General features: G+C 68.0%; 6 protein-coding genes. All 6 read right to left on the reverse strand.

Annotated features, from left to right (window positions below; genetic code table 11):
• On the reverse strand, positions 1-388 hold a 388-nt coding region (locus H483_RS37110; RefSeq protein ID WP_017838467.1), incomplete at its 3' end, for a DnaB-like helicase N-terminal domain-containing protein.
• A 38-nt stretch (positions 389-426) separates the two neighbouring features.
• On the reverse strand, positions 427-873 hold the full coding sequence (locus H483_RS37115) for a hypothetical protein (protein WP_017838468.1): 447 nt from the start codon (positions 871-873) through the stop codon (positions 427-429).
• 29 nt (positions 874-902) lie between these two features.
• Positions 903-1,136 carry a glutaredoxin-like protein NrdH gene (nrdH, locus tag H483_RS37120; RefSeq protein WP_017838469.1) on the reverse strand — a complete coding sequence of 78 codons (234 nt, stop codon included), beginning with the start codon at positions 1,134-1,136 and terminating at the stop codon, positions 903-905.
• 56 nt (positions 1,137-1,192) lie between these two features.
• Positions 1,193-1,447: a hypothetical protein gene (locus H483_RS37125; protein WP_017838470.1), complete on the reverse strand. Its 255-nt coding sequence runs from the start codon at positions 1,445-1,447 to the stop codon at positions 1,193-1,195.
• A 127-nt stretch (positions 1,448-1,574) separates the two neighbouring features.
• The gene (locus H483_RS37130) at positions 1,575-1,994 is read right to left on the reverse strand and encodes a DUF3846 domain-containing protein (protein ID WP_017838471.1); all 420 of its coding nucleotides are present in this window, start codon (positions 1,992-1,994) and stop codon (positions 1,575-1,577) included.
• Positions 1,995-2,157: 163 nt separating this feature from the next.
• On the reverse strand, positions 2,158-3,121 hold a 964-nt coding region (locus H483_RS37135), incomplete at its 5' end, for an ArdC-like ssDNA-binding domain-containing protein (protein WP_238556418.1).

Below are 3,121 nucleotides of genomic sequence, written 5' to 3' on the forward strand. Positions count from 1 at the left end.
CGAGGGTGCGCAGGCCGACGGCGGGCGTGCCGAGGAGGGTCACGGTTTGGAGAGCGTCGGCCAGGAGCTGGCCGTGGTGACCAGCGAGGCGGCCACCGTTGCTGAGGGCGGCGAGCACGCGGGGCGCATGGTGCGGCTCCTCTGCGGCGACCAATTCGGCGAGTACGGCGAACAACTGGCCGTAGCGAGGGTTGAGGAAGTCGTCCTCGATGAGCTGCGCAGTGATGTGTCGGGCCTCGGCGGTGTCGGCGGTGTGCAGCAGGGCGCACAGAAGGGCTGCCTCGGGGTCCAGCTCGGGCACGGTGGGGCCGTCGTCGCTGGCGGCCAGGTCGTCTACGTCTACCGGGTCGGCGGTGGCTTGCTGGTCGTCCTCGGTGCTGGTGTGCATGTGCTGCCCCTCCCCTACTGGTGGATTGGCCCCGGCGGTCAGGCGCGGTGCGCCTGGGCGTCGAGGACGATGGTGTCGCGCACGGCCTGCACGGTTAGGCGAGGAATGGCGTCGCGGTTGATCGGGTGGCCGTGTTCGCGTTCGAGTCGGCCCAGATGGACGTCCACGGCATCGGAGATGGTTTCCCAGTCGAGCGGGTCGCCTGTACTGGCTCGGAGCGCTTCGCCCACGGCGAGTTCCGCCTCACCCTGGGTGCAGGTGTCGGTCTCGGCGCGACGGCGGTCGAGCCGGGCGAGGGCGAACCGGAGAGAGTCGGCCAGTGCCGCGGTTTGGTCCCGGTCGAGCTGGATGGTCCAGTCCTCGTCAGGGCCGGTCATGCTGGTGAGCTGCACAAACTCCAGCCCGCCCCAGTGGGCGAGTATGCGCAGTGCGGACCCCGCGGGGTGATCGGGTCGGATCGTGTCAATGAGTTCGGGCTCGTACATTTGGGGTCCTCCGTGGCGGGTAGCGGGCGTCAGCGTGCGAGGGCTTTGATTCTGTCGGGCCGGAAGCCGAACCAGTGGTCGTCTCCGTCAACCTCGATGATGGGAGCCTGGCTGTAGCCGAGGTCGTTTAGGACGTAGTCGCGTGCGGCGAGGTCGACGGCGAGGTTGACCTCGCGGAACTCGATGCCCGCTTCGGTGAGCGCGCGCGTGGTGGCGTTGCACTGCACACACCCTGGAGCGGTGTAGACGGTGACAGCGGTCATGGTCGGTCCTTTCGGGTGCCCGTCCACCGCCCGGCGACAGGCCGGGAGGTAGGCGGTCAGTCGAGGTCTAGGGCGATTCCGGCGGCCGTGGCGCAGGCGATGCACCGAGGGCCGGCGCTCGCGGCGGTGATGATCTCGCCGCAGTCACCGCAGCGGCAGGCCGGGTGGGCGAAGGCGAGCCGGCCGTTCTCGTAGTGCCACAGCATTTCGGTTCCGTCCTCGGCGTGCATGAGGCGAATCTCGGCGGCAATGGGGCCGGTGTCGGTGTCGAGAGTGAAGGCGTCGAGCAGGTCGCCGGTCTTTGCGGTCACGGTGTGGGTCCTTCCTGGTGGGTACTAGGATACTAGCATACTAAGTGCTAGCACGCTAGGGGTGTCGCGAACCTGTCGCCCCTCCGCCGCGCCCGTCTGCCTCGCGGCGATGGGCGGGGCGGCGCGGCTACCGTCGGCCTGCCGCGGCGGCCTCGTGGTGCGCGCGGGCGATGCTCTCGTGAAGGCCGGGAAGCTCCTGCGCGAGGCCGTAGAGCGCCTGGACGTATTCGATCTGGTCGGCACTGAGACTGATGGTGTCGGCCCCGGCGCGGGACAGGATCAGCACGTGCCCAAAGAGTGGCTGCATCTGCCGCCCGGCCAGCTCGGACAGGAGCACAGTGGCGGCGACGTTCGGAATCGCAGTGAACGCGCCCTCGTCGTCTACCCAAGCGTCCATCTGCCCGTAGGCGCTTCTGGTGCCAATCACGTCGAGGTAGTCGGCCCCGACGAGGGTTCGCATGTGCGCCAGGTGGCCGCGCGAATCGCTGGCGACCTCGACAGTCTCGGCGGTGCCGTCGGTACGGATCAGGAATCCGGTGCTGGTCATGGTGTCCCTTTCCCTTGTTGGTATACCACCATACTAGCACCCTAGCGTACTAGTACGCTAGGGTTTTGGGGGTCTGGGGAGGATCGTTATTTGGCTGTGACCTGCGCGGATGCACGGTCGGGGCCGGTGTCCGTCTGCCTCGCGGCGATGGGCGGGGGAGGGGTTAGGCTGCGACCGGTTCGGCTGCCTCCGACTCGGCGTTGATCGCCTCAAGCAACGTGTGGGCGGCCTCCTGGACTCGGGCGGCGGTTGCCTTGATCGCTGCTGTGTCGCCTCCGGCCCATCCTGCGACGTACCCGAACGAGTAGTCGGCGGTGTCGAGTCCGTGCGCTCCTGCGACGACGTAGGCGACGCTCTCGGCTTCGACCTCTCGTGTGGCGCTGTCCTGGTCCTTGGTGGCCTTGCCTTCGTCGTCAGTGTGGAGGAGCGCGTGGGCGGCCTCGTGGATCATCGTCTTTGCGGCGTGGGCGTCGCTGAGGTCGGCGTCAACGACGATGCGGCGGGTGCCGTCCACCACGCAGTATCCGTTGGTGTCGCCGGGGATCTGCTCGCGCTCGATGGTCCATCCCTGGGCGGTCATGTGGGCGCTGATGCGCTCGAACAGCTCGGTGGGGTCGTCGCCCTGGAGCTGGGAGACGGGGGCGGTCGGTTGCTCTACGCCGTCGATGGGGTCGGTCTGCGAAATGTCGAACACGGTCGCGACGGGGGGCGGGCACTTGACCCACTTGCTGACCTTCTCGCCGGTCTGCTCGTCCTCTTTGGTGACCTTGCGGAACGGCTTGCCGAAAATCCTGATTCCGGTCTCACCCTTGCGGACCTGGCGCCCTTTGCCCTGCCACGCGCGGAAGCCTGCGACCTGCGAGGCGTGCGGGCACTGAATCTGGATGAGTAGGGCGTTGTTCACGCTGTAGGTGTGGAACGAGCCGAGGAAGTCGAGCCAGCGGCGCCACTGGTCGGAATCGGCCAGCGCGGCGACTCCGGCAGCGAGGTCGGCCTGCATGGCTTCGACCTTGGCCTCCCGCGCGGCGCGCGCGGCCTCGCGCTGCTTGGGGGTCATGGCGGTCTTGCGCTTGGTGGTCATCTCGGCTCCCTTTCCCTTGTTGGTGTACCACCATACTAGCACCCTA

This window comes from Dietzia sp. UCD-THP (genome assembly GCF_000349585.1).
GTDB classification, from domain to species: domain Bacteria; phylum Actinomycetota; class Actinomycetes; order Mycobacteriales; family Mycobacteriaceae; genus Dietzia; species Dietzia natronolimnaea_A.

What these genes read in the sequence shown, in the direction of transcription:
- H483_RS37115 (WP_017838468.1), bottom strand. Translation starts at nt 873, where the DNA reads ATGTACGAGCCCGAACTCATTGACACGATCCGACCCGATCACCCCGCG.
- nrdH (WP_017838469.1), bottom strand. Translation starts at nt 1,136, where the DNA reads ATGACCGCTGTCACCGTCTACACCGCTCCAGGGTGTGTGCAGTGCAAC.
- H483_RS37130 (WP_017838471.1), bottom strand. Translation starts at nt 1,994, where the DNA reads ATGACCAGCACCGGATTCCTGATCCGTACCGACGGCACCGCCGAGACT.